Raw genomic sequence first — 22558 nt, 5'->3', positions numbered from 1 at the left:
ATGAGAGTGGCTAAAACAGCTTCCTGTGTTAGCGCTTAATTAAACAGTAGGCCGATTATGATAATTTAGTAAATTTATAGTTGTTATTGCGGCAATTGATTTTGTGAATACGTAAAAGGCTCCTTTATGTGCTTTTTTACGATATGGTTGTATTACAAACAATCGAACAGCCAAAAAACCGTTTAAAGGAACCAAGTATTATGACTTCACTCTCACTCTATGGGTTGACCGTAAATAAGCAGCTTGCTGACTTTGTCGAACACCAACTTTTACCCGACACGGGTATTTCTAACCACTGTTTTTGGCAGGGTTTCGCTAATATAATTAATGATCTAACACCAATAAATAAAGCGCTGCTAGAAAAGCGTGAACACCTTCAAACGCAAATTGATGCCTACCATCAACAGCACACAAAGCTCGATGCAACGCATTATCAGGATTTTTTAAGTGATATTGGTTACTTAGTGCCTGAGCCTGATGACTTTAGTATTGAAACTGACAATGTAGAGCCTGAAATAGCTTTATTAGCAGGGCCGCAACTTGTTGTGCCGGTAAGTAATGCCCGCTTTGCGCTAAACGCGGCTAATGCACGCTGGGGCTCGTTATATGATGCACTCTATGGAACTGATGTACTTAGTGAAGAAGACGGTGCAGAGAAAGGCTCACAGTACAATCCGGTGCGCGGTTTTAAAGTAATGACCTACGCTAGGCAATTTTTAGATAAAGCTCTGCCATTGGCAAGTGGTTCACACAGTGAAAGCACTAACTATTCAGTTGTCGATAGCCAACTACTGATCACCCTACGAGATAGCAGCCAGGTACGATTAGCAAACCCACAACAACTCGTTGGTTTTCAAGGAGAAGCGCAAAACCCAAGCGCTATTATTTTAAAAAATAATGGCTTACATATAGAGCTACAAATTGATCACCACCACCACGTTGGTCAAGCAGACAAAGCAGGTCTAAAAGATGTGATACTTGAAGCTGCGCTTACCACCATTATGGACTGTGAAGACTCTGTTGCCGCCGTCGACGCCGAAGATAAGGTTGGCGTTTATAAAAACTGGCTTGGCTTGATGAAAGCAAACCTTGTTGAGCAGTTTAATAAAGGGGGGAAAACCGTAGAACGTAGCTTAGCAAGCGATAGAAGCTATCAAGGGGTCGATGGTCAAACTATTACTCTAAAAGGTCGTAGTATGATGTTTGTGCGCAATGTAGGTCACCTGATGACCACCTCTGCAATTCAAGATAGCCAAGGCAGAGATGTTTATGAGGGCATTATGGATGCCATGCTCACATCAACCGCTGCGTTACACGACTTAAAAACCCAAAAGGCAATCAAAAACTCAACAGCGAATAGCATTAATATCGTAAAACCAAAAATGCACGGCCCAGAAGAAGTGGCTTTCACAAATACCTTGTTTAGCCGCGTTGAGCAGGTGCTAGGCCTGAGTGAAAATACGATAAAAATAGGTATCATGGATGAAGAACGCCGTACATCTGCTAACTTAAAAGCCTGTATTTATGAAGCTAAAAAACGCGCGGTATTTATTAATACCGGATTTTTAGACCGCACCGGCGATGAAATTCATACCTCAATGCAAGCTGGCGTGGTGTTACCTAAAGCAGAGATTAAAAATCAGCGTTGGATTGCAGCCTACGAAGACCGCAACGTTGATATTGGCCTTGCTACCGGCTTAAGCGGCCACGCCCAGATTGGCAAAGGCATGTGGCCCATGCCTGATAAAATGGCCTTAATGATGCAGCAAAAAATTGCGCATCCTAAAAGTGGCGCCAATACCGCGTGGGTCCCCTCCCCTACAGCCGCAACATTGCACGTTATGCATTACCATGATATTGATGTTTTTCAATGTCAACAAAGTCTATTAATGCGTAAAACAGCAAGCTTAACTAGCTTATTAACCCCGCCGCTGATGTCAGATCCTAGTCACTTATCAAAAGAAGATATTCAAACTGAACTAGATAACAACGCACAAGGTATTTTGGGGTATGTAGTACGCTGGATTGAGCAAGGTATTGGTTGCTCGAAAGTACCTGATATTAACCATGTAGGTTTAATGGAGGATAGAGCAACGCTGCGTATATCAAGTCAGCATATGGCTAATTGGCTGCATCATGGTATTTGTAATGAAGAGCAAATACGCACGACCATGGCAAGAATGGCAAAAGTAGTAGACAGCCAAAATGAAGGCGATGCTAACTATAATAATATGGCAAGCTCAGCACAAACACTGAGTCAAAGCATTGCATTTCAGGCTGCATTAGCCCTTGTTTTAGAAGGAGTTAAACAACCTAGTGGCTATACCGAACCATTATTGCATGCCTTTCGCATAAAGTATAAAACAATGAAATAAGTAAACAGGATAAAGTTTGTTAGTGTCAAAAAGCCTGCCGTCGTGCTGGCTTTTTTATGCCGTAGACGTCTGTTTCATTCAGTTAGAGCACATCGCACATTATCCAATAAATTAACGCCTAGGCTGCTGCTTTACTTGTGACTTCATCTTGAGTCTTGCTAGCTTCTTTCGCTGGCTGACTCTAATTCACCACCGTGGCATTGTGATAAACGCTTTGCACATCATCACAATCTTCTAGCATATTGATAAACTTATCGAAGTTAGCAATGTCATCTTCATCCGTTATTTCCACATGTACTTGTGGCACAAACGTGATTTCATCAACTTCAAAGTTAATTCCGTCAAACGCTTCCTCGAGGGCTTTTTTAGCTTTGTAATACTCTGTATGCGGCGCGAAAACAGACACTTTACCGTCTTCTACCTCTACGTCAGTGACATCTACATCAGCCATCATTAATGCTTCGAGCACAACTTCATCATCATTGCCGCTAAAACCTAGCACCGCGAAATGATCAAACATGTGAGCAACACAACCTGGAGTACCAATTTTAGAGTCGGTTTTAGTAAACGGTAAACGTACATCTTTGATTGTACGATTTGGGTTATCGGTTAAACAATCAACAATCACCATACAATTGCCTGGACCGTATCCTTCATAACGCGCTGTTGAATAGTCTTCACCCGCACCACCTGCAGCTTTTTCAATAGCTTTTTCGATCACATGAGCTGGTACTTGGTCGCGCTTTGCACGTTCAATTAAACGTTTTAGTGATTGATTTACTTCTGGATCAGGTTCGCCATTTTTAGCTGCAACGTAAATTTCTTTACCATATTTAGAATTTACTTTGGTTTTTGCGTTGGCTGTTTTAGCCATAGAGCTTTTACGGACTTCAAATGCTCTGCCCATTTTGTGCCTCGACTGTATACTTTGCTTTATATTGTCTTATTTTAACAACTCACACTACATTGAGCTAGTAGTTATATACAACGAAAAGTAAAATTAAAAAGTACTTAACTAATTATCGGTTAAATAAAGTAAAGGTCAATTTAACATAACATAGGATCTAGTCGCATTATAATCATCTCGATACAATAAAAGTCTTTTTATCAACCTCTTTTACCAGTTTTGGTAATTCACTAAAGTGGCTAATTATATAGTCCGCTTGGTCAACATAAATAGGTATCTCTTTAGGAGTATATAAGCAGGCGCGCATATTGGCATTATGTGCCGCTTGAATATCGTAAAGGTAATCGCCGACGTAGAGTAAATATTGTTGCTTTATTTCCCAAAGTGTTGCAATTGCATTAAGCGCGCTAGGATTTGGCTTAGCGGGTGCGTCACTTCGGGTTAGTACCGTTTGTATCGGTAGAGGATTATTTTTTAATTTCAGCGCTGCAGCACGACTATAATTGCGGGTCACGATAGCCATCGGCACACCTTGGATCTTTAATTTATCAATAGCTTCTGCAACTCCAGGCATTAAAGTCGCATACTGGGCATCGATAAGTTCGTGTTGATGCACAATATCGAGTGCCTCTTCGCGCATATAAGGAGAAGGAAGGTTATCAATAAAGGTGAGTAAATCGTCCTTGATAGGACAACCAATTTGGGCTTTTATAAGTGAAAAATCGAGCTCAGATGATACCAAAGTACCATCTAAATCAAATATAATTCCTGAGATTTTGTTATCTAAGGCGTTCATACCAATCCTTGAATATGAGGGTAAATATCAGTTCCATGCAAACAGTCATTAATTTAACAGCCATATATGACTGTTAAATTAATAGTAAAAACTGACACTCGCTTTTAAATTAAAAGCGATACTATTAAGATAGTTTACGTGAACTGGTAAACAAAAGATCATTATTAAAACGCGCACATAACTGCTGTGCGCGTGGGGTTGGGATTGAAAAAATATTAATTTTCTTGGGGTTCTTTAGGCTCAAATATGGCTTCGAGCCATTTTTCATTATTGGTAAACTGCAATGTTTTTACTTTGCCTTTACCTTCAACATTAACCATATTGACTTGGCTAGGCCAAAGATCTCGCAATGAGCCATTACTCATACGAATACCTTTAATATTATTTGGTATAGGTGCTTCTTGGTAAACCCAAAAGAACTTACCATCTATTTGAGCACCTACGTCCGTAAGTGTTAAAGGTTCCCCCGCAAGCGTTTGCAGTGCCACATGGGATGCCACATAGTCTGCAAAGCGCTGTTGGTCGGCTTCATCACTTAAAATATCAGCATTACCAGGAAACAAATGTTCAACAGCATGCTCAGTATCGTGCAAGTAAAAGCGATGCATCAACTCTATATTATGAGTACGTTGATTAAATAAAACAGTGGTTACTGAAGCTTTTAATTGATGTGCCATTGCAGGCGCAGCAAGCATTAAAACAACCATAATGAGCATAAAGCGCATTATTGCTGTTTCTCTGTTTCGTCTTCATCATCGTTTTTAAGCTCGGCTTTAATATCTTGCATAATATCGCGGCTAACTTTAGATTTACTTTTCTCTTTTTTGTACACTTCAATACGTGAAGGGACAATACGACGTGGGTAGTTGTTATTTTCAACATCTACATCAGCCGTTTCCCAGCGAGGATCTACCGTTACTGAAACAAGAGGCTTATTTTTATCTGTAATAATAAGCTTTTGAACATGCTTATGATTACGGCGCCAAATTTCAGCAGGAATGTAGCGTTCTTCTTTGCTACCATCTTCATAAGTCAGTTCAAGTAAGATAGGCATTACCAAACCGCCTAAGTTTGAAAACTCAAGCACATAGTAGTTTTTGTCTTCCTCAATAGCACGCTCAAAGGTTTTACGCTCCCACGGCTCTAACCCTTTTAAAAACTTGTTATAAGCATTACGTTCTTTATTAGTAACGGTAAAGCGGTCGTTTTCGTCGTAGAAATCATTTACATCGGGGTTTCTTTCAACCCATTCTTTTTTACCTTCTGCTTTATTGCGCTCAACAAACAATGGCATCGGTTTATCAGCTTCGATATCACGTAAACGGTTAAAGTCTATATCTGGGTTCTTAGTATCTAAACGCAGTTGATAAACCTTATCAAGCGAGATATCTACATGGTCTGTAGTATAAAACCAGCCACGCCAAAACCAATCTAAATCAACACCTGAAGCTTCTTCCATGGTGCGAAAAAAATCAGCCGGGGTAGGGCGCTTATACTTCCAGCGCTGGGCATATTCTTTAAAAGCAAAATCAAATAAGTCACGACCTAAAATCACTTCACGTAAAATGTTCAGGGCTGCAGCAGGCTTAGTGTAAGCATTTGGACCAAGGCGAAGAACACTGTCTGACTGGGTCATTACCGGTACTTGGTTTTCCGATTTCATATAAGCCACGATATCGCGAGGCTCAACCCCCCATGGAATCGTATGATCCCACTCACGTCCTGCAACACCGTCTAAAAAGCTGTTTAAGCCTTCATCCATCCACGTCCATTGGCGCTCATCTGAGTTAACAATCATCGGGAAATAAATATGTCCGACTTCGTGTATGACCACACCAATCAAGAAGCGTTTTTCAGCCTGAGAGTAAGTACGAGAGCCGTCATCTTGTAACTTAGTACGTGGACCATTAAACGTGATCATCGGGTACTCCATACCACCTACAGGGCCATTTACTGACTGTGCTACTGGATATGGATAATCGAAAGAATAACGTGAGTAAACTTCCATGGTATGGATAACCGCTTCAGTTGAATATTTTTTCCATAAGTCGCCACCTTCTTTAGGGAAAAATGACATCCCCATCACGAGAGGCTGTTCATCTCCACCTTGGTGGTAACCTTTAGCATCCCACATAAATTTACGTGATGAAGCCCAAGCAAAGTCACGAACATTTTCAGCTTTGAAATGCCATGTTTTAGTTTTGTCAGTGCCTTCTTTTTCGTTCTCAAGCGCTTCTTCTTCTGTGACAATAAAAACAGGGCGTTTTGCGTCTTCGGCTTCTTCTAAGCGATTTCGCTGAGTACGCGTTAATACAGAGCTTGCATTATCAAGCTTACCGGTAGCCGATACAATGTGATCCGCAGGTACGGTAATTTCAACATCGTAGTCACCAAACTCAAGGGTAAACTCCCCACTACCTAAGAATGTTTTGTTTGTCCATGCTTCGTAATCTGTATAAGCAGCTAAACGAGGAAACCACTGAGCGATCAAGAATATGTCATTACCGTCTTCTTCAAAATGTTCATAACCAGAGCGTGCACCAACGGCATCTTCTTCAACAATATTAAACGCAAAGTCCATACTGAACTCAACATCTTTACCCGGTTTTAATGGCTCATTAAGATCAATGCGCATTAAGGTATCAACAACAGTTGCACGAAGCTCATTACCATTGTCATCTTTAATATTAGCAACCGTAAAGCCAAGTTCATTGTCACTCATAAACTGTTGACGACGTAATTGTCCTAGGCTCAACTTAGTCGGTTTAGGATCAGGGTTGCCTTGTAAGGCTTTACCATTAAACGTTTCAGTGCGCTCTGCAATTGAATCGCTTTTAAAAACATTTTGGTCTAACTGTAGCCATAAGTATTTTAATGTATGCGGTGAGTTATTTTTATACTCGATAGTTTGGCTAGCTGTTAAACGACGCTTTTTCTCATCTAGTTTTACATCTATATCGTAGTTAACTTTTTGCTGCCAGTATTTCTCGCCGGGCTCACCTGCTGCACTGCGATAAACGTTAGGAGTGGCTAGTGCTTCGTCAAGTTGACGAAACTTGTCAACATAACTGCCTTTTGTTTGTTCGACAGACGATGCCATAACATTACTTGATAATGCTATCGGTAGTAAAACGGCACCTAGCGTTACAACTGCTCTTTTCATGATAAACCTTATTTATTTAGCTTATCGATAATGTGCCAAATTTAGTCTATATATACAAACGAATCGCGACAAACAGCGTATTTTACAAGGCCAATTTATAAACAACCAAACGTATTAAAAATAGAATAATTAAAATGCGGGTAATAATCTGTAAAGGGGGTTTACGGCAAAGCTAAAATAAACTTAAACTTATCAATTCAGTCCTAATTCATGCATTTTAACTAAAGTGTTTATATTAATAGATATTTAAGGTGATTAGATGAAGTTTTATATTATAAAAAAAGCGTCTCGAATTGCTGCAATCCCAGCCGAGGAGGAACTCCTCGAAGACTATAAAAGTAAGGGATTCAAATTCGTTGAAGTTATAGCCGCAAGTGATAAAGAGGATGCTTTAGCACGTTCTCCAACGCGTTTAAAAAAACATAAAAAATGGCTTGTTTTATGCAGTACTTTTGCGCTTTTGGCAATAATAATTACGTTTTTGTCATTAAATTAAATTTAGTGCATTTTTTTGTTGATCTTTACCTACATTTATATTTAAAATCGCCCACTTTTTAAATTCAGGGGGTAAAAAGCGTTGTTTTTACCTTCACTAAATATAGTTAAAATGCGGTGGGCTTATGGATTTTTACATCCTAAAAAAACAACAAGAAATAATTGCAATCCCTGCAAATGAGCAAAGCTGCAAACAGTATTTGAACTCAGGCTATTTTTATATAGATAAAGTAGCAGCGTGCAATGAAAATAACGCCTTAAAGGTACTACAGAACAAACAGACTAAAGCTGTAAAAATACCTTTATTTTTAGGCTTACTTGCTTTGCCTATGATAGTTGTAGCTTGGTATAATTTAACTCCTTAAAGAATTAAACCCTGCTCTTGCATCTTGCTTTAGCTTGGGTATATTGACGCTCTTAACTATTATTTAAGAGCGTCACATGAAAGTCTTACATACCTCCGATTGGCATTTAGGCCAACAATTTTACGAACACTCCCGTAATCAAGAACATCAGGTATTTTTTGATTGGCTAATTACCGCACTCGACGCTCAAAATATTGATTTATTATTAGTCGCAGGTGATATTTATCACACCGCTACACCACCTGCTAGCGCAGAAAATCAGCTCTATCAATTTATTAAAAAAGCAAAAAAGCGATGCCCAGGCCTTCACATTATTATTATTGCGGGTAATCACGATTCAGCCAATCGAATTATGGCTGCTCAGCCGCTACTTGCTCAGTTTGATACTGATGTAGTGGGGCGCTTTGATGCACAAAACCCAAATGATGTTGTCATCAAATTACACAACGCAAGCATTGAAGCTCATATCGTCGCTATGCCTTTTTTACGTGCAAGTGATGTTAGCCAGTTAAGTACCTCTAATAACGGCCTAGATTACGCACAAGGAGTTTCACAGGCATACAAGCAAACCATAGAGTTTGCTATAGAAAATAAAGCAGATACAACACCATTAATTATAATGGGCCATTTACATGCTAAAGGCGGAGATGTTTCTAGTGATTCGGAGCGTAACCTAGTAATAGGTGGTGAAGAAGCGATAACAGCCAATGTATTTAATGAATACGCCGATTATGTTGCCCTTGGCCATTTACATAAAGCACAGAAAGTCGCAAAGTCAGACATTATTAGATATTGCGGTACACCCATACCAATGTCATTTTCAGAACGTAAATACACTCATCAAGTAAATATCATTGACATTAATTGCGATGAAAAACATAAACTTAAGACAACTGTAAACCCCCTTTACATTCCTCGCTCAGCTGATCTCATCGTACTACCTGAAGGCGAGTGTGTTTCGCTATCAGTGCTGTGTGAACAAATTAAAGCATTAGATACAACAGAAAGTGAAATAGCACCTTATTTACGGGTAAAACTTAAGTCTAGTGATACTGACACCACATTTAGAGAGCAAATAGAACAAGCACTAAACGGCAAAAACATACGATTTTGTGGTATTGAGCGCGTACGCGAAAACACACAAACGCAAAGTGACACTCATCTATTTGAGGATTTAAACCAAGTAGAAATGCTCAATCCAATTAATTTATTAGAGCAAGCATTTGCCAGTGATAAAGATATGGCAGGACAAACCGTACCAGATGAATTAAAAGTTCTTTTAAACGAGGTTATAAACGAACTGACGGAGCAAGAACAACTATGAAAATAACCGCAGTACGCATACATAATTTAGCCTCAATTGGTGACGCAGAAATCGACTTCACTCAATCACCGTTAAAAAATGCAGGATTATTTGCTATAACTGGCGACACCGGCGCGGGTAAAAGTACAATTTTAGATGCAATCTGCTTAGCCCTGTACACTAAAACAGCAAGACTTAGAGGCGACAAAGGTAATTTAATTGACTTTAACGGTGATAGTATAAAGTTAAACGATCCGCGTAACTTATTGCGTAAAGGCAAGTGGGAAGGCTACGCTGAAGTCGATTTCCTAGGCCAAGATAAACAGCACTATCGTGCACGGTATTCAATACAAAGAACACATAAAAAGGTAACAGGTAAGTTAAAAACAGCCGAACACAGTTTGTTTACTTTGCCTGACGAAACTCTAATAGCAGATAAAAGCCTCACCTTAAAAGAAATTGAACATAAAATAGGTTTAAGCTTTGAACAGTTCTCTCGCGCCGTATTATTAGCACAGCATGAGTTTTCTGCATTTTTAAAGGCCACTGGTGATGAGCGTGCCCAGCTTTTAGAATGCCTTACGGGCACCGATAAATTTAGCCTGATTGGTAAACGTATTTATGAACGTCACAAAGAGCAAAAAGAAAAACTAGATTTACTCAAAGCAAGCTTAGCAAGCTACACCTTACTAACTGATGAGGAGCTGAAAGCTAACACTCAAGCATTTGCTGATTTAAAGCTGCAAATTGAAGACACTAAAAAAACAATAACGACCACAGAGCAGGGCATTAATTGGTATAAACAAGCCAATATTTTAGAGCAGGCGTTACAAAAAGCATTACAAAACCAACAACAAGCAAGCTCTGCGCTTGAAGCAATCGCACAGCAAAGTGAACAAGCAAAGCAGGCACAAAGCGCACTTGAAATTAAAGATAACCGCAATCACTTTAAAAACCTAGCCGCGCAAAAGAATAAACTTAAAACAAAAGAAAATGCTTTAAAAAGTGTCGATCACGAAGCAGAAATTAACTCCCTCACAAATAAGTTAGAAAAACACCGCAGCGCCTTGCTAACAGCTAAGCAGCAAAAACAAAGCGCTGAGCCAATTATCGCAAAAGCCCGTGAGCTTGACAGTCAGCTTGCTATGCAAACGCAAAAAATAACAAGCATAACTGAGCAAAGTGAAAAAGAGCAAAAGGAACTTGATCACCTACAGCACAAGCTTAAGCAAAGCAACGCTGAGCATAATGAAGCAAAACAAATGACTGGCCAGCATCAACAGTGGCTAAACCAACAAAGCCAACTGGAGCCATTAGCGAATGATTGGAATTACTACCAACACAGTTTTAAACAGTTTTTAAACACTAACGACCAAATAAAAATAACCACAGAGCAAAGCCAAAATTTAGCCCATGAGCTAGAAAAGCAAACCGTACAGCTTACGGCAAAAAATAAAGACTTAGCACTATGTGAGCAGACACTCGCAAGCGAACAAGAAAGCCTTAATTTGCTAAACCAGCAACAAGACCAATTTAATATTGAGCAATGCGATACAAAACTTAAAAGCATTGACTACTTAAAAGAGCAGCGAGAGCGTTATAAGCTATTTAACGTTGAGCTAAAACAAAGCACTCAACAGCAAAGTGCTGTTGCCATAAAGATGAGCCAGAGTGAGCAAAAACAAACAGCGTTTAAACAAGACCTCGCAACATGTGAGCAAACACTCAAACACAGCGAGTATGCCCTTAATCAAGCTCGCTTAAGAGCCAGTGAGAATGTTGAGCATTTACGTACACAACTCGCGCCTGGTGAGCCATGTGCTGTTTGTGGGGCAACCGAACATCCGTTTGTAAACAATCAACATCAGCAATTAAATAACTTAATAAGTGATTTTGAAAACGATTTTAAAAACGCTAAACAACAATATGAGCATGCTCAAGAAGCGCTTCATCAGCACCAAACTCAATATGCAGTATTAACTGGCGAACACACACAACATAGCCAAACGATAGAAATAGCAAAGGCTAAGCAACTTGAAATAAAAAACATAATGGAAGCATCGCGCAGTGAACTGAATAACTTAACTCCAGAGCAGCTTGATGTAACTTACACACAACTCAGTGAAAAAAAAGCACGGTATTTTGAAACCGAAAAACACCAAAGTACCTTGCGAAAAAAAGTAAACCAACTGCTAAGTACCTTAAAAGAAGAGCAACAAGCACAACAAAAACTACACGGCCAACATATTGATTTAACTAACCAGTTAAACCAGCTGAAGATCAAACTGAGCGAATTAAATACACAAGTAAACGAATTAACCACAGCGCTAAATTCACAATTTGAACATAGTGATTTTTGGCAACAACTACAAAATAACACTCTAAATCTAACGGCTCTAAACCAGCAGGTTGAGCAGTACCAGCAAACAAAAGACTTGCTAGAGCAAACTAAAAAGCAAGTCAATACTGCTGAAGAGCAGATAGATCAGCTTACGCCACTTATAAGTAATGCAGCGCAAAGTTTAAAAAAACTAGATGAAAACTTAAACAACGAACAGCAAAAGCAAAATATCACACAGAGTGAGCGCTTAGCGCTATTTAATAACCAACAAATTAGTGCAGATGACTACCAAATAAAGCTAGCTACGCAGCAAGAACAAAGCCAAACACAGTTTTATGAAAGTCAAAAAGCTTACAATGACGCGATAAAACAACGCGACGAACACACTATAACGCTTCAAAACTGCCAACAACGTCTGCTTGAAAACGCTAAAGAGCAAGCTACACTTGAAGCGCGTTATAACCAGTGGTTTGCTGAATTTAAAACCGTGTATGTTGATGCAAACCATGAACAAGTCGCTATTTTACTGAGCTTGAGTCATGACGATATTAAAGCGCACTTAAAACAACATGAACAATTAGTGCAAGCTTTAGTTGATGCAAACGCCGCCTTAAAACAACAACAAAACACACTGGCACAACATCAAAGCAGCGAAAAACCACCACAAACACAAGCAGAACTTAGTGAGCAACTAACTAATTTAAATGAGCAACAAACGGCATTACACAAATCACAACTTGAAATTAACACCGCGATTGAGCAGCACAACCAAAACAGCCATGCACTACAACGTAGGCAAACCGAGTTAATTACTTTGCAAAAAAACGTTGAGCAATGGCATGTGCTTAATAAAGTATTAGGCGATGCAACAGGTAAAACCATGCGCAATTTAGCGCAAACTCAAACGTTAAAAATACTGCTGCATTATGCCAATAGCCACTTAAAAATACTGAACAAACGCTATGAACTAACCGCTATCGCACAGTCGCTTGATATTGCCATAACTGACCGCGACATGGCCGATGAGCAACGTTCTGTTAATACTTTATCGGGCGGGGAGTCATTTTTAGTTTCTTTAGCTTTAGCACTTGGCTTAGCTTCATTATCGTCAAATAAAATACAAATTAACTCTTTGTTTATTGATGAAGGGTTTGGTACGTTAGATAGTGAAACATTAAGCATAGCAATGGATGCCCTTGACTCATTACAAGCACAAGGGCGTAAGGTAGGAGTAATATCCCATGTATCACAAATGACCGAACGGGTTGCAACACAAGTAAATGTTGTTAAAAAGCCCGGTGGATATTCAACGGTTGAGATAATTTAAAGGAGCATTTAATGCCTATATTTAATGCACAAAAAGCATCGGAATATGATTCGCAGATAACACGTTTAGTCCCAGGTTATGAATTATTACACAGCACCACCGCCGCACAATTAGCTGTAACCTTAAAAGATAACGCCCATATTTTAGTCGTAGGCGCAGGTACAGGTAAAGAAATAGCAGAACTGGCAACTATAAATTCAACTTGGCAGTTTACCGCACAAGATACATCCAGCGACATGCTTGATATTGCTAAGCAGCGTTTTATTGATTTAAGCATCACTGACAGAGTGACTATTCACCATGGCTCCCCCTGTGAAATTAAACAGCAAGCGGATGCCGCTTTATGTTTATTGGTAATGCACTTTGTTGCTGATAATGGAGATAAAAAAGACCTTTTAAGTGCTATAGCAACTCAACTAAAATCACAAGGGAAGCTATTTATAGCTGATTTAATGCGCCCAGAAACGAGTTATGAGCAAGATGCGCAGCTCGTTTTATGCCAAGAATTCGGCTTAAGTGAGGCAGCCGCCGATCGTATGAAGCATAATTTTGAACATGAATTTTATCCGTTGGACCGCATTCGTTTTGCTGATTTACTTGAAGAATGTGGATTTAATGCCGCTAAACTCTACTTTAAAACACTAGGCTTTAGTGGTTATGTGAGCCAAAAGCGTTAAAACTTATTTTTACAGCAAACGCGAATAATTTAATCATTATTCGCGTAAATTTGTATTAACAGATTGCTAAACCACCGCCCGGCGCTTTAGTGATAACAGTGATAACAGTGATAACAGTGATAACAGTGATAACCAGTTAAAGACAGTCCTAGCGCACTATCAAACCACTGATACAAAATGAACTTACCTATTCTAACCTTGGATCAAAAGCTGAATGACCACGTATACTTAGTCGTCTGTTGTAAGCTGCTTCGCACGTTGCTCTGCATCAATTAAAGCTTGCGATTTAGGCTCCGTTTTTGCTTCAACGATAGTTGGTTTTTGTGTACTTTCGGGATCCCAGCTTGGATCGAGTGATAAATTAGCGAAAGGGTTTGATGAATCAGCCTTCTTGGTTTTAGGTTGGTGGCTTTGAGATTCAGTAACATCGCATTCAGGCTCTTTAACTTCAAATGCTTGCGGCTCTAAATCTTTGGCTTTTAAACTCTCTTTTGCGACGTCCTCATCATTTACCTCTGCCGCTTCCTTATCACATAGATTCGGTGAGATAGTCTGATTTTTTCCTGGGGTTTCACTTTGTGGCGCCGATAAATGAGTGTTAGCTGCTGATGACTTTATATATCCTTTTTGCCCAGGCAGTGGAGCATTCGGATCGTAGATGCGAATTTCAGGCTCATCGAATTCATACACTTTTTTTACATCGGGGTGTGAATCCTTACTTTTCTCAGGTTCTGGACTTGATGTTATTGATTGCTCATCTAATGGGTGTGGTTCAAACACCGGATAATCAATTTCAGGTTTATCTATTTTAGACTCGTTATTCTCTGGTTCGCTACTCTCTGGTTCGGCGCTTTCTACTTCAGTAGTTTTTGACTTTTGAGAACTCACATCAACAGTTGATGATGGCGCTTTATCTTCAGTCTCCGCCAGCGTCTTTGGTTGCGCTTTGGCTTTAGTTGCAAGTTGACTAGCTTGGTCAGATAAAACGCTATGACTAATTTTATCATCAGTGGTTTTATTCTTTTTGCGCAAACGCGACACGATAACCCCTAAAAATAACAAAATTAATATCAGTAACACGCTTGGCATTAAAAAAGGTGTTTGTTGATTACTCGGTGTTTCAGGTTTTCCGGCTGGTATTGCAGGCCCTGTTACTTTAGAAGAGACAGTTTCTTTAAGCGCCTCGGAAGTTGCAGTGTTAGCTTTTATACTTTCAAGCGGGACAGTTTCAGGCTGAGCACTTTTTGGTTCGACAGCGTGAGTATCAACCGTTTCAGTTTGATTATTAACCGGCTGTGGTTGCTCAGCAATATCTTCTGGCACTACTTTAGTTTGTGTCTCATTTATTGGCTTAGCCGTAGGTTGTGTCACAATTGGTTTTATCGGCTCTGGAGTCTCTGTGTTAGTTTGGGTGTTAATTTGGGTGTTTTTACTAGGTGTGTTACTCCCATCCTCTGCGGCCGGCTGAGGCTTATTACAGTTATTTTTATAATCTCGTGCAGCATTACGATAATTACGACTACCTTGATTATCGCTGTACTGATTAATTTGTTGTTTGAGTAATATACACATCGCTTCGTTGTATTTTGCCTGGCTTGCAAAACTCAATGTCATTAACCCCAAACACCCACATAACTTATAAATATTCATAATAAAAGTAACTACTTTTCAACATAATGGTTCAATATTATGCGCTTGAGCACAATTAATCCATAGCTAATCAATCACCATTAAAGTGCGATATTCATCATAGGCAAACTGATCTGTCATACCACTGATATAATCTTGTAGTAGTCGGCAACGATAATAAAATTCATAAGCAATAAAATGATCAGGCTCTGCCGGCATAGTTTCAAGAGCATGTTGATAGCTACTTAAATGTTTTTTAGACAGCTTCTTAACTAGTCTGGACTCTAATAAGTACTGCTGATCACCACTTAATGCACGCTTAAATTGTTCATGCGTTAAAACCAATAATGGCCGGTAGCAATCAAGTAGTCCGGTAATTATTCTATATCCTTGTAGCTCTAGCCTTTCAACTTCTTTATGCGAAAAAACATTTTCTAAAGCTACTTGTTTTAATGTTTTAGTTACCGCGTGCAAATGGCTACGATCTTCTAATAGAGCTTGATTAAAATGACCATGAAAAACAGCTTCAATATTACTAATAAAACGCTCTGCGGCATAATTAACTAGTGGGTGTAGTAAGGTAACGCGTAAATAAATAAAAAACTCACTATTAAAATTATAGGGTTGTTTTTTAGCTTTATCGCGCGCGTAATTAACTGCTTTATCTACAAAGTCTGAGTGTTTTGTATTGTCTAATGTTAAGTTTATAAGTGCTCGTTTATAATGTTGTTTTAATTTTTCACACAACACATCGACACTAATAATATCTTTTTCAACCGCATCTTCAATATCAGCTAAACAATACGAAATATCATCTGCAGCTTCCATTATATAGCTTGCTGGATGGCGGCAATGCGGCTCCATTTCTAGCTCTTTTTGTAGTGTTTCAACAAAGCTTTTTTCGCTGAAATAATAGCCTACTTTTTTCATTAGGTAATTTTTAGATGCTGGAATATCTTTTTTTGCCATTGTGCCAAGCCGTGTATATTTTAAAATACCCGCGGTTTGGCTATAGGTTAAATTTAAGCCTAACAAAGAATGAACAATGCGAATCCCTTGTGCATTACCTTCGAAATGACTGATATCTTGCGCTAGGTGCTTAAACACCATGCCAATCCCTGAATATGGATCAGCACATAATTTTGGTGTTAATTGAGGTAAGTTTTTTTCAAACCAATGATTAATCGCTGCTTCACCAAAGTGCCCAAAAGGGGGATTGCCGATATCGTGCATCAAACAAGCCATCTCAACCAAGCTCTCAAGAGGTCTTTCGAGTCCAGTTAAGCCAAATTCTTGTTGTTGTTGGTCTGTTAAATAGTAAAAAATACGCTGTACAATAAAGCGGCCCACTTGCTGCACTTCTAGCGAATGGGTTAGCCTGGATCGCACAGCAGCATTACGCTCCAACGGAAACACCTGCGTTTTTTGTTGCAGACGTCGAATGGCTGCACTATTAATAATGCGCCCACGATCGCTTTCAAGCGCCATTTGCAACTTACCTGAGGTGCGTAGTGGACGTACTGAGGTTATTTTTTTACTAAAGTCGATCATGCGGGTCCTCTAAATAGCTAAGCTTTAATCTAACAACTTGTATAATAGATTAAAATATCAATTTTTATTTACATCATTACTTTAAACTTACCCAGCTATTAATATAAAATTCCGGTAAAAGCGCGTACCAACTTTCTGTTAAGGTGGACCAAAAGGCTTTTAGGTATGATGCAAGGCAGCACAGAACATTATTACTGTATTAAATTTACCTGATTTTATTTGCTCTATTTATTTGTGTAATGATGATTTTTAGCTCTATTCATAGTAAAAATCAAAAGCAAAACTTAAATAAACTAAATAAAAAGACATCACCGCCACTAAAGAAAAATTCAGCAATTGGGATCATAAAATATGCAGCACGTTTTTTGCCTTTTATTAATTAGTATTATTTCATTTAGCGCCTTTAGTCATGACGAAGATAGTAGTAGCGTCGTTTTGATTTCCCTTGATGGTTTTCGTTGGGATTACATTGAAAAACACAATGCGACTAACTTAGCAGCAATGGCTAAAAATGGTGTGAGGGCGAATAAAATGCGCCCAGTGTATCCAACAAAAACCTTTCCTAATCACTTATCCATTATTACCGGGTTACTGCCAATTAATCATGGGATTGTGGATAATCAATTTTGCGATAAAGCCCGTAACGATTGCTATAGCATGGGCAAAGGGAAAAATGACAGCACCTGGGTTAACGGTATACCGCTTTGGAATTTAGCGCGTATGCAAGGTCTTAAATCAGCGACGTACTTTTGGCCTGAGTCAGATGCACGTTTTAACGGCATGCTTCCTAATTATTTTTATCATTACTCACAGCAAAGTGACTACCATCAACGTATTGATCAAATTATTCAATGGCTAAAATTACCAGAACAAAGTCGCCCTCAATTAGTAATCAGCTACTTTTCTTTAGTCGATAGTATGGGTCATAAATTTGGCCCTGATGCGCCACAAACACGCCAAGCCGTACAAACTCTAGATCAGTTAATGGGTGAGTTGCAAACACAACTCGCTAGCTTAGATAAACCAGTAAACTTAGTGATTGTATCAGATCACGGCATGAGCAAAATAGATAAACAGCAAGGTATTGCTATCGACAGCCTCCCTCAAAGCGATAAGTTTAACGTTAAAAATACCGGTCCAAGGGTATTAATTTACGCTAATGAAGATACTAGCGAAGACGAAATTAATGATTATAAGCAACGTTTAAGTCAAGCTTCGAAAGGGCGTTATAGTGTACTTAGTAAACAACAACGTAAAAACTACCATTATCAAAAAAATAGCCGTACAGGGGATATAATTTTACAAACGACGGCACCTAAGGTTTTTTCTGATCATGGGGAAGTGGGCTATTTAGGCACACATGGATTTGCATACACAGACGATATGGCTGCAACTTTTATCGCCACTGGTCCAGCGTTTAAAGAGGGTATAACATTAAACGAAGTCAGTAACCTTGATATTTACCCTATGATTACAAAAGTATTAGGGCTCAAGGTTCTAAGCAAAATTGATGGCGATGGTAGTACATTGTGGCCAGCGCTTAAGTAGGCGCGTTTTAATCAGAGTTGTCCGTGATGGTGGCGCAAAAACCACCGCTATTACTGGTTAAATCGAGCAACAGATTGTGCCTATTACAAATAGCTTTAACGGTCGCAAGCCCTAAGCCAAACCCTTCATGCTGACGCGCAGGATCGCCACGATAAAAGCGTTTCGTGAGTTGACTTAATTGTGTTTTTTCAACCCCTGAACCATCATCACTAATGCTCAAAGAGCCTGCATCAATGGTGATTGAAATGCGGGCCTCAGTACCTGCATATTTAATTGCGTTATCAAGTAAATTAAAAAATGCCTGAAATAATAAATTTTTGTCGCCTTGTAAAATCAAGGGGGCCGTACAATAAAGTGTGATTTGTTGCTGATTACAATCAGCACTTGGCTGCAACATATCAATAAGGTCTTCGGCCAATAACTGACAATCAATGCGTTGTAAATTAAGCGGAAACTTGCCATTTTCTAATCGAGTTAGTTTCAGCATTGCATCAAACGTATTGATAATCGTATCAAGTTGCTCTATTTCTAAACCTATTTCAGGAAAGTGAGCAGCTTGCTGCTCTAAGTTTAATCTTAAGCGCGTAAGCGGTGTTTTTAAATCATGAGCAATATTGTCGGTAATCCCTTGTACTAAAGCAAAATTGTCTTCCACGGCATCGAGCATCGTATTAATATGCGCACCCAGCCTGTCAAACTCATCACCCTTTTTTTTATGACTGATGCGAGCAGATAAATCACCATTTTGTACTTGTTCTGCCGTGCTATTAAAATAATGCACTCTGCGTAAATGTCGCCTCGCAAATATATAACCAAATAGCCCCGTTAATAATAAACTAATTAAACAGGCCCATAATGCAACGGTTTTAAATTCAATGATCAGTTGCTGTAAATTCTCAGTCGCGGTCGCTAAAACAATATCACCATGAGAAGTATGGACAATCCCGGTGGTTAATAAACGAATTTTTCCACGTTGCGCATCTAATACAGGGAATACAATAGTTTTAGGTAAAGCAGGAATATTTTCAGGTAAAAAGCTTAGCTGCTGGCTTTGCTCGCCGTCACTATGCCAAAAAAGTAGCAGTTCACTTTCATTACGAAACACCTCTAATTGAGAATAAAAACTGCTTGAAGAAAATTCGTTCGCTAAGCCTTCAATACGTACTTTTTCTGCGGTAAGGCGCCGTTCGACTTGACGGTTTTGTTCGCCTAATAATAATTGATAAATTAAGACTACGGTCAGCACTAGCATGACCGACATAATCACTGCAAACCCTAAGGTTAAACGCCATACAGAGCTACTACGTGGGTCAATTTGACGCCAAGCTGAGTCTTTAATTGGCATTTATCTGCTCTTTGGTAAGGCGGTAACCAACACCACGAATAGTTTCGATACAAACTAATGCATTCAATTGCTGTAGTTTTTTACGAAGCCTAGCTATATGCACATCAATTACATTTGTACCCGGATCAAAATGGTACTCCCAAACTGATTCAAATAATAATGTACGGGTAACTAACTTGTCAGGATGTTCGAGTAAAAAGCGCAATAATTTAAACTCTTTCGGTTGTAAGCTTAGTATCTTTTCGTCAACGCCCGCTTTATGGCTTGCATAGTCTAAGTGTAAATTAGCTAAGCTTAACTGTGTGCTAAGAGGCTGCTGCACCGTGTGGCGTCTAATAAGATTCTCGACTCTAATTGCTAATTCAGAAAACGCGAATGGTTTAACTAAATAATCGTCACCTCCTGCTTTTAAGCCAGTTACACGATCGTCTACTTTATCTAGGGCTGATAAAATCAAAACAGGGGTCGTTTTACCCGTCGCTCTTAATGCGGCTAACACTTGTATCCCATCTAGCTTGGGTAACATTCGGTCTAATACAATTATATCGTGATCTTCGCACGTTGCTAACAGTAATCCTTGTTGACCATCAGTGGCAGTATCAACAGTATAGCCTTGCTCACTAAACGCTTTATATAAAAAGTCACGATTTTGCTTATCGTCTTCAACCAATAATAGCTTCATTAATTTCCCCACCTTAATAAAGGTAAATTTTTACCTGTGGTTAAATCAATTGCTTTTTTGTGGCGCCCGCGCTCATTAACAAATGTGGCTACCATATAAGTAATACCCATATCTTGCTCTAACTGGGCTTCAATTAAATAGTGTTCGCTTGAGTCATTCAGTTTTGCCACTAATAACTGCATGGTATAGCCTTTTTTTTGCATAATATCTGCGGCGGCGATCTCATCTTGTTCATCAAGTTCAGGCGCTTCATACTCTAACTCAATTAAGTGGCCATCTTTATCTAACAATAATTCAATAAAGTGTTTTCGGTTAGCCTGATATAACGTGACTTCGTAGGTCGTTTTACCTTTTTCAAACTCAAGTTCAAACTCTACAATGACCGCTTCGCTCTTATACTTATTTTCTACTTTTTCTAAAATAGCCGTTGGTGTGGCTGATTTAGCATGATGCAACTTTTCATAAGTCGCAGAGCTTGCGGCACTACTTATCGATGAGATAAATAACAAACTGAATAATAGTACTTTCTTCATCATAAACCTCAAAAAATAACAGCGCAAAATACGCTGCTATTTTACTTTTTACAGTTAATCGTCGAGACGACAAGCTCGTACTTGATTGCCACTGACTAATTCACATTCTAACTCTGCATATTGGTCGGCATAAGCGTTAAGTGAATTGTCTTCGCTAACATAACCCCAAAGTGTAGATTGCTCGCTTTGTGTAATTACATACCCAGTTAAGCTAAGTGAATCATTGGCATCCATTAACTCAATTTCACTCACAATATTGATATCATCGGTGATAATTCCTTCTAATTCAAGAAACTGACCATTAATAGTTGCTTGAGTTAAGCCATCGTCAAATACTGTTTGGTTATTGAGTGTAAATTGATGATTATTAATTGTTACGATACCTTCATTGAAACTTGCAACTCCAGCAACAGAAAACGCCTTATTTATCGCTGTTGGATTACTCGAACTTGATTCAAAATCAACTTCTTGAGCAATAAACAAATCACTTTGTTGTTGGTATAAAGCCTCAACGTCTACAAGTTCACCGACAGCTAAATCATAAACAGTGCCATCTTCATAACGTGTTTGTTCAGTTAAGCTTACTTGCCATTGCCCACTAATAGTCATCAGCGTTGAGTTATTATTAATGAATGTAATTTTACCATTTAGTTCTGTGTCGATATTATCATCAAAATCATTTTGGCGTTCAGCATCAACTTCGCTCGCCATTAATTGCTGATTTTGCATAACTCCTTCAACTTCTACAAATTGACCATTGCTAATAAAGCCATCAACTTCAGCTTGTTGGTAATTAATAGTGATATTACCTAACTGAAAAGTGCGTAGTTGAGTATCTAATTGCGTAATAACCCCTTCAACTTCAAGCTCTGTTAAGCTGTTAGTAATGGCCTGTTGATAAGTTACCGTTAAGGTATTAAATGCACTATTAAAGCCACTTACTTCAACGAGGTCACCATTATTTACTGAAGTACTATCAAACTCTTCAAGTATCATACCGGCAATACTAGCCGTACCATTTTCAACGAGTATAGGACCTTTAAAGTTAGAATCGTAATCAATCTCTGTTACTTGAGTGCCATTAGTTTCAGCTTCAACCATCATACCGACTTGTAGTTGGCTTAAACTTCCATTCTCGCCATCAATTTCAATTTCTGCACTTGCAGCCGGTAGTTCACGTTGGTTAATCGTAATAGAAGAACCTGATGTGGCTGATACTGCGCCAATTAGCACGTTAGGTAATGTGGCTGTTTCTGGCGTTGTTGTTTCAGGTGTTGTTGATGAACTTTCTGAACTACTGCTGCCACATGCCGATAATACAAGTGCTATTGTGCTTAATGAAAGTATTTTAATAAGGTGACTTGTGTGCTGGTTTTTCATATCTCGCTCCAAACATAATTAATTGTTTTTACTTTGAGTGTGAGCAGTACTTTACCGCAGCGTGTATGCGCGCAAGGTGGAGAGAACATTAATTTTTGTTAATGTTCACAATTATCAGGTCCCTGTGAACATTAACAAGTC

Annotated in this window: 17 protein-coding genes; 7 read left to right on the top strand and 10 right to left on the bottom strand. The window is 39.0% G+C overall.

Annotation, left to right across the window (positions count from 1 at the left end; all coding sequences use genetic code 11):
• Window positions 1-200: 200 nt before the first annotated feature.
• Window positions 201-2375, top strand: a complete 2175-nt coding sequence (locus ACT3RM_RS07560; RefSeq protein ID WP_441994755.1) for a malate synthase G — start codon at window positions 201-203, stop codon at window positions 2373-2375.
• Between the two features lie 181 nt (window positions 2376-2556).
• Here the strand turns inward: ACT3RM_RS07560 and ACT3RM_RS07555 are convergent, their stop codons facing one another.
• The 4 genes from ACT3RM_RS07555 to ACT3RM_RS07540 all read right to left on the bottom strand — a co-directional run bounded on the left by ACT3RM_RS07555 (window position 2557) and on the right by ACT3RM_RS07540 (window position 7241).
• A complete protein-coding gene (locus tag ACT3RM_RS07555) occupies window positions 2557-3282 on the bottom strand; it encodes a YebC/PmpR family DNA-binding transcriptional regulator (protein ID WP_441834308.1) in 726 nt (241 codons plus the stop codon).
• 172 nt (window positions 3283-3454) lie between these two features.
• A complete protein-coding gene (locus ACT3RM_RS07550) occupies window positions 3455-4078 on the bottom strand; it encodes an HAD family hydrolase (protein ID WP_441994754.1) in 624 nt (207 codons plus the stop codon).
• A gap of 215 nt (window positions 4079-4293) precedes the next feature.
• Window positions 4294-4803 carry a DUF6702 family protein gene (locus ACT3RM_RS07545; protein ID WP_441994753.1) on the bottom strand — a complete coding sequence of 170 codons (510 nt, stop codon included), beginning with the start codon at window positions 4801-4803 and terminating at the stop codon, window positions 4294-4296.
• Entirely contained in the window at window positions 4803-7241 is a 2439-nt protein-coding gene (locus ACT3RM_RS07540; RefSeq protein ID WP_441994752.1) for a M1 family metallopeptidase, read from the bottom strand. The genes ACT3RM_RS07545 and ACT3RM_RS07540 overlap by 1 nt, the downstream gene beginning before the upstream one ends.
• 259 nt (window positions 7242-7500) lie before the next feature.
• Between ACT3RM_RS07540 and ACT3RM_RS07535 the strand changes: the two genes are divergently transcribed.
• From ACT3RM_RS07535 to ACT3RM_RS07515, 5 genes are all read left to right on the top strand, one after another.
• Window positions 7501-7737 carry a hypothetical protein gene (locus tag ACT3RM_RS07535; RefSeq protein ID WP_441993351.1) on the top strand — a complete coding sequence of 79 codons (237 nt, stop codon included), beginning with the start codon at window positions 7501-7503 and terminating at the stop codon, window positions 7735-7737.
• Between the two features lie 124 nt (window positions 7738-7861).
• Window positions 7862-8101: a hypothetical protein gene (locus ACT3RM_RS07530; protein WP_441834313.1), complete on the top strand. Its 240-nt coding sequence runs from the start codon at window positions 7862-7864 to the stop codon at window positions 8099-8101.
• A gap of 76 nt (window positions 8102-8177) precedes the next feature.
• Window positions 8178-9425: an exonuclease SbcCD subunit D C-terminal domain-containing protein gene (locus tag ACT3RM_RS07525; protein WP_441994751.1), complete on the top strand. Its 1248-nt coding sequence runs from the start codon at window positions 8178-8180 to the stop codon at window positions 9423-9425.
• Window positions 9422-13072 carry an AAA family ATPase gene (locus ACT3RM_RS07520; protein WP_441994750.1) on the top strand — a complete coding sequence of 1217 codons (3651 nt, stop codon included), beginning with the start codon at window positions 9422-9424 and terminating at the stop codon, window positions 13070-13072. The genes ACT3RM_RS07525 and ACT3RM_RS07520 overlap by 4 nt, the downstream gene beginning before the upstream one ends.
• An 11-nt stretch (window positions 13073-13083) precedes the next feature.
• Entirely contained in the window at window positions 13084-13749 is a 666-nt protein-coding gene (locus ACT3RM_RS07515) for a class I SAM-dependent methyltransferase (protein WP_441994749.1), read from the top strand.
• 228 nt (window positions 13750-13977) lie between these two features.
• Here the strand turns inward: ACT3RM_RS07515 and ACT3RM_RS07510 are convergent, their stop codons facing one another.
• Complete coding sequence (locus ACT3RM_RS07510; RefSeq protein WP_441994748.1) at window positions 13978-15399, bottom strand: hypothetical protein; 1422 nt, start codon at window positions 15397-15399, stop codon at window positions 13978-13980.
• Between the two features lie 66 nt (window positions 15400-15465).
• A complete protein-coding gene (dgt, locus tag ACT3RM_RS07505) occupies window positions 15466-16929 on the bottom strand; it encodes a dGTPase (RefSeq protein WP_441994747.1) in 1464 nt (487 codons plus the stop codon).
• A 351-nt stretch (window positions 16930-17280) separates the two neighbouring features.
• Here dgt and ACT3RM_RS07500 point away from each other — a divergent pair, with 351 nt between their 5' ends.
• Window positions 17281-18477 (top strand): alkaline phosphatase family protein, encoded by a 1197-nt coding sequence (locus ACT3RM_RS07500; RefSeq protein ID WP_441834319.1) that lies wholly within the window; start codon window positions 17281-17283, stop codon window positions 18475-18477.
• Window positions 18478-18484: 7 nt separating this feature from the next.
• Here ACT3RM_RS07500 and ACT3RM_RS07495 read toward each other — a convergent pair whose 3' ends face one another.
• Genes ACT3RM_RS07495 through ACT3RM_RS07480 form a run of 4 tightly spaced genes read right to left on the bottom strand, consistent with a single transcriptional unit; the run spans window position 18485 to window position 22417 of the window.
• Window positions 18485-19822 carry an ATP-binding protein gene (locus ACT3RM_RS07495; protein ID WP_441834320.1) on the bottom strand — a complete coding sequence of 446 codons (1338 nt, stop codon included), beginning with the start codon at window positions 19820-19822 and terminating at the stop codon, window positions 18485-18487.
• Entirely contained in the window at window positions 19812-20504 is a 693-nt protein-coding gene (locus ACT3RM_RS07490; protein WP_441834321.1) for a response regulator transcription factor, read from the bottom strand. Before ACT3RM_RS07490 ends, ACT3RM_RS07495 begins: the two co-directional genes overlap by 11 nt.
• Window positions 20504-21037, bottom strand: coding sequence for a hypothetical protein (locus ACT3RM_RS07485; RefSeq protein WP_441994746.1), 534 nt, complete (start codon window positions 21035-21037; stop codon window positions 20504-20506). The genes ACT3RM_RS07490 and ACT3RM_RS07485 overlap by 1 nt, the downstream gene beginning before the upstream one ends.
• Window positions 21038-21091: 54 nt before the next feature.
• A complete protein-coding gene (locus tag ACT3RM_RS07480; protein WP_441994745.1) occupies window positions 21092-22417 on the bottom strand; it encodes a DUF5666 domain-containing protein in 1326 nt (441 codons plus the stop codon).
• Between the last annotated feature and the right edge of the window lie 141 nt (window positions 22418-22558).

Source organism: Pseudoalteromonas sp. AOP7-A1-14 (assembly GCF_052376275.1).
In the GTDB taxonomy this organism is placed as follows: Bacteria; Pseudomonadota; Gammaproteobacteria; order Enterobacterales; family Alteromonadaceae; genus Pseudoalteromonas.
The sequence above is the reverse complement of the archived record's forward strand: the minus strand, read 5'-3'. Positions and strand labels throughout refer to the sequence as shown.